Source organism: Neptunicoccus sediminis, from assembly GCF_001719615.1.
GTDB classification, from domain to species: Bacteria; Pseudomonadota; Alphaproteobacteria; order Rhodobacterales; family Rhodobacteraceae; genus Amylibacter; species Amylibacter sediminis.
In genome coordinates, this window is the sequence record NZ_MDVX01000025.1 from 1 (window position 1) to 5169 (window position 5169).

General features: G+C 50.3%; 3 protein-coding genes and 1 pseudogene. 1 reads left to right on the forward strand and 3 read right to left on the reverse strand.

Translation table 11 applies throughout. The annotated features are described in order from the left end of the window. The coding region (locus BFV97_RS17010; RefSeq protein WP_069301598.1) for an nSTAND1 domain-containing NTPase at nt 1-2587 on the forward strand (2587 nt) is incomplete at its 5' end. A 321-nt stretch (nt 2588-2908) separates the two neighbouring features. Here the strand turns inward: BFV97_RS17010 and BFV97_RS18835 are convergent. The 3 genes and pseudogenes from BFV97_RS18835 to BFV97_RS17020 form a co-directional block, all read right to left on the reverse strand. Beyond that, nucleotides 2909-3127, reverse strand: a complete 219-nt coding sequence (locus BFV97_RS18835; RefSeq protein ID WP_157888362.1) for a hypothetical protein — start codon at nt 3125-3127, stop codon at nt 2909-2911. Nucleotides 3128-3273: 146 nt separating this feature from the next. Beyond that, the gene (locus tag BFV97_RS17015) at nt 3274-3837 is read right to left on the reverse strand and encodes a Panacea domain-containing protein (protein WP_083225706.1); all 564 of its coding nucleotides are present in this window, start codon (nt 3835-3837) and stop codon (nt 3274-3276) included. A gap of 307 nt (nt 3838-4144) precedes the next feature. Further along, nucleotides 4145-5169 (reverse strand): annotated as a pseudogene (locus BFV97_RS17020) (transketolase); the annotation flags it as partial.

Below are 5169 nucleotides of genomic sequence, written 5' to 3' on the forward strand. Positions count from 1 at the left end.
CGGCAAGGAAATTTACGTTGAATGCAAGGCTCAGACCGCAAACATTGGTGCCCCGATACTTCGGCAGCTCAATGGAACCGTTGACGCCTATGACTACGCTGAAGGATGGCTTGTTTCGACCGCTGAGTTTGGAAAGGAAGCTAAGGGTTTCGTAGAAATGTGGAAAAAGAAGCCCGCTGAAAAAGCTTCTCGGCTCAGCTTTTACACGCCCGATCTTATCGTTCAATCGCTCAAAAAGGCATCCGTAATATGTGACCCGCCAACTGAATTGGCATCAGAGTTTGCGGGATCAAGTGAAGCTGTTGGGGAGTGGACACTTGTGATTTCCCCGTTTGGACGATTTTGGGCTGCCTATACTCTTTTGGGAGGAGCACCTCATGGGGTTATCTTTTTTGGAGCGAAAACTGGCCAACGGATATCGGACAGCGAAACACTGAATAATATTTCTACATTAGATAGCGTCTTGTGCGACTATGACGTTGCGATTGGGATCGACGTTCTGGATGAAACAAAGAACGTAGCCGATAATACTCCACCCAACGTGGTTGAGGTGCAAACCGGTGAATCGTGGGATGATTATCGTCCTGCTAGACCGCAAGATTTCATCGGTCGAGATGATACACAAAAGCACATATTGAGTTTCTTAGAAAATGCTCGTACGACAACCGATGCCACCAGAATATTTGCCATTACAGGGAATTCTGGCTTAGGAAAAAGTTCGCTAGTAGCCAAGGTTCGAGATCGAACCAAAAACAAGCACTATAAGAAGAAGCTTTTCACGTTTGCTGTAGACATGCGAGGCGCGCGGAACCCCGCATACGTCTCCGCTTCCTTGATCAAGTGCTTGGAGCAGGCACAAAAATCCGGCTTTGGGGAAAAGATAGATATTCAGCTCTCAAATCCAAGCACTCCCCTATCTTCTCCAAGCATATCTGAATACCTGGAGAGCATAAAAAAGGAGGGTAAGTTTGTTTGTCTCATTTTCGACCAGTTCGAAGAGCTTTATTCGAAGCCTGAACTATTCAGTGTTTTCACAGCCGCAAAAGACCTTATGATTGATGTCGCCTCCTTCAAGGGAGCCATCGGCTTGGGCTTTGCTTGGAAGACAGACAGTACAACGCAGCAGGACCATCCCGCCTACCATATCTGGCACGAGCTTTCTGATCACAGGAGAGAGTTTAAGCTAAATAGCTTCAACAAAGGGGAGATTGCCAAGGCAATCACTGCATTTGAAAAACAGGCCGATTTTACGCTACCTGCAGAAATCAGGCATCAAATTTCGCATTCAAGCCAAGGCTTTCCATGGCTGCTCAAAAAGTTGTGCATTCATCTTTATGAAAACCAGGACCAGCAGAACGGAACCAACTCAACCCTCTTAGAACTGGATGTCAGAAACTTGTTTGAGAACGATCTCCAGACGCTCGATCAAAGGGAACTCGCCAGCCTAAAGCTCATCGCGGACAAAGCGCCAGCGGACTGGAGCGAGATCATTGAAATCTCAGGGGTGGCAACCGTGAATGGTCTCGTTGCAAAAAGATTGGTCATCAGGAGCGGTGATCGCTTGAACGTGTATTGGGATATCTTCAGAGACTATCTGTTATCTGGGAACGTGCCGGTTGTGCCCTTTAACTATATCCCTTCATCCGACATCACAGCCATGCTTAAAGTGGGTGAAGTGTTAGAAAAGGACCAATTTCAAACCTCTGAGGGTATCGCTAAGAAGGCAAGCCTTAATGAACGAACTGTTTGGAATATTGGTGCTGACTTAGTGCTGTTTGGAGTAGCTGAGAGGCAAGGAACTTCTTTTAAGCTTCATCGTGACATGGCCGATAGAACCGTTCGAGGTATCCTGTCAAGAATTAGAATAAAGATCGACAAACACTCTCTGAAAATTGACCTCTATCGGAACCATGCGGGTCAAACAATTGCAAAATCCGAAATCCTCAGTGGGCTGAAAGACTGCCTTCCAAGCGAGAAGTTCACAGAAAAAACTTGGGGAATTTATACGAACAGGTTCGTCAATATCTTCATTCAGGTAGGATTTTTGGCTCGTTCAGGACCAAGGTTCACTGTGCAAGATTCTGGGAGTGTTGTTTCAAAAGTTGCGAGACGTTATAGAAGTAGTGAAGTGTTTTCTGCTATGGCATCGCCGGCGAGTGTCTGCGATGCCTTCGATGTTCTCCAACAAAATGCAGATGTGAAGAACGCCAACTCTTCAGGTTATAGGAATTCAGTTTCCGTGTTGAAGCGGTTCAACCTTGTTGAGGTAGAAAATGATGTTGCGAAACTTAACTCTCAAGCGCTTGCAAAGTTTGGGGGAGTTCGCGAAGCGGTATGGACCTCTGCAAAGAATGAAGTAGCTATCAACAAGTGTATAGAAGCACTAAAGAAAAATGGGAATCTTTCTGGTCCGGAGTTGGGTGCTTTCGTTTCTGACGAGTTCAATTTGAACTGGACCGATGCATCCAAAGCACGAACAGGAAACGCACTCAGGCAATGGGCAAACTGGATCATTGAGGGAAGTGAAGGGGACCATATTCCGGAACCACCAGGACGCAAAAAGCCCTCTGATGCTGGTTCCGTATAACCCGTAGCTTTGGACATGATTTAGAAAATCGCGACACTAGTGTCCATCACGCCCAATCCGTTCTTACAGCGGTCGTTAGGCGTGTTTAGCACGAAGGTCGGCAATGGGCCGTTCGCGTCGATTGACACAACGGGCGGATTCCGGACCTTCTCTGCGCGTGCGAACCGAGCTCGGCCAGATGAAGGAAGCGGACACTCGGCCAGGATTGCGCCGCGGAACCCTAGGCCACCTACAGGTAGGGCGGAGAGCGGCCATTCACTGCCGTTGCGCAATTCGGTGGAGGCCGAAGTAAAAGGGCACACGCACAAAATGGCGCAACGTTCACAGTTGACGGAAATACTTCAAAACGTTTCCAGGAGTGTCTGGAGAAACCGTGATGCCAGCCTCAACGCGTTTAAACACTTGAATAGCCATGTCCGGCTGTGGAATTAAGACATTATTATTAAATCCGCGTTGAATTTGGTCCGCTTTACTGATCTTGGCTTGGGCGTAAAAGACATAAGATAAGTGCTTCACAAACGGATGATCACCAACATCCAAGAGACACGTCCGATCGCAGCCATCATAGAATGAACTGATATTTACAAGAAGGTTCAGGCCGTGCTGACATGTGTCATTGCACACAATGAACAGATGTTTGTCTGGCCCAGAGGGGACCAGCAGGGTTCCTCTCCGATAAACCAACTCTAAAGCGACGCCAGGATATCTTGGGCATTCTGAAGGCTCTGATATTCACGAGCGCGTTTTTCAGATTCGTTCACACCCACTGCCTTCATGATCTCTTGCAGACTGATTTTGCGGGATGATCCTTTAGGATCTTTCCATTCCGGCACATTTTCGGCCACATGCGTCCAGTCGCGCAAAGCCCACTTGTTCATGCTGCCAAACTGGGTCCAGATGTCCGCAAGGATAGCCAGTTCCGCTTGGCTGAGTTCATCAAGGTCATCAACAGATATGTTGGTGCTGGCCAAGCCCACGTTGTGGTCTTCGCGGTCCTTGAGAAAATCAGCCCATCCCACGCCCTCGGGATCATATGCGCCGCTAAGGTAGTCATAGGTGATAGAGTTTACCGGACCATGCGGCATGGATACCCGGGATTCATCTTGAATCGGGTGCCCCCTGCGCTTCACACTTTCACGATCAGCGAGATAAACTAACTTCACTGCCTTCAAGACCGATACAGTTGATCCACCCGACTGAAGGGCAAAATATGCAATCGTTTGCGCCGCTTTTCGTGGATTGTAAGTCACTGCTTCGGTTCCTTTGTGTGCACAATACATGCACACGGAGCTTAGGTTAGACAAGAGAGGTTAGTAAAATGTGAACGTTCTTAAAGAGTATCGAGGACACACTTGGGCTGGTGGAGCTATTTTATCACCAGACAACATCAACGAACCGAGCCTGCATATAGCATTCCTTTCGGCGAGTCAACAGCGGCTCTAGGGAAGCTGCGATGCGGCATCAATCTTGGCGCGAACGGCAGCTGTGGGCCGCTCGTGTACTTTGCAATAAGGGCGGTGAACCGCCAATCACAGCCACGGTATCGGTCACAAAACCTCAGTTGTAGGTGTGCGTATCCGAAATGCTTTGGTTCAGTTCTTTCCCGACCGTCAAACCATTCACCCGTTCCACGATGGCAGCCGCGTCAATGCCGTGGTGGCGATAGAGATCAGCGATGGTCCCAGTTTGGCCAAAATGCTCGACCCCCAACGGAACCGTCTGATGCCCCTGAACACTGCCGAGCCATGACAACGTTGCGGGATGACCATCGATGACGGTGATGACTTTGCAATGCGGTGGCAAGTCGGTCATCAGGGTTTCAATATGGGCCTGCGCTGCCTTGTTTCCCCGCGAGCGCGCTCGTTGCGCCGCAGTCCAACCCGCGTTCAGGCGGTCCGCCGAAGTAACGGCGAGAACGCCTACATCGCGCCTCGCTTCACCGATTATACCCGCTGCCTTGATCGCTTCCGGCGCAACGGCTCCCTGATAAGCAATGACCACTTCACAATTCGGCCCCGGCTTGCGGAGCCAATAGGCACCATCGATGGCACCTTGACGGAAATCCTCATCCCTCCGTTTCCCAGGCTGCTCAATCGGATTGGTGGTCAGACGCAGATAGACCGATCCCCCGGTTTCATCGCGCAACCATGTCCGCTCATCCGGGTCGCCCTCGCCGTCGCGCTGTAGATAGTCGAAAGCCCATTGCATGATCACGGCCAACTCATCTGCAAAGGCGGGTTCAAACGATGCCAGCCCATCCTGAGACATCCCGATCAGTGGCGAGCCCACAGATTGGTGTGCGCCGCCCTCGGGCGCCAACGTCACGCCGGAAGGTGTGCCCACAAGGATGAAACGTGCGTCCTGATAACAGGCATAGTTCAACGCATCGAGCCCGCGCGCCACGAAGGGGTCATAAACCGTTCCGATGGGGATCAGCCGTTTGCCAAAAACGCTGTGGCTCAAGCCAGCAGCTCCCAGCAGCAACATGAGGTTCATCTCCGCAATGCCGAGTTCTATGTGCTGACCTTCGGGCGTGAATTCCCATTTCGCGGTGGAAGGGATGCGATTTTCGATAAAGGCAT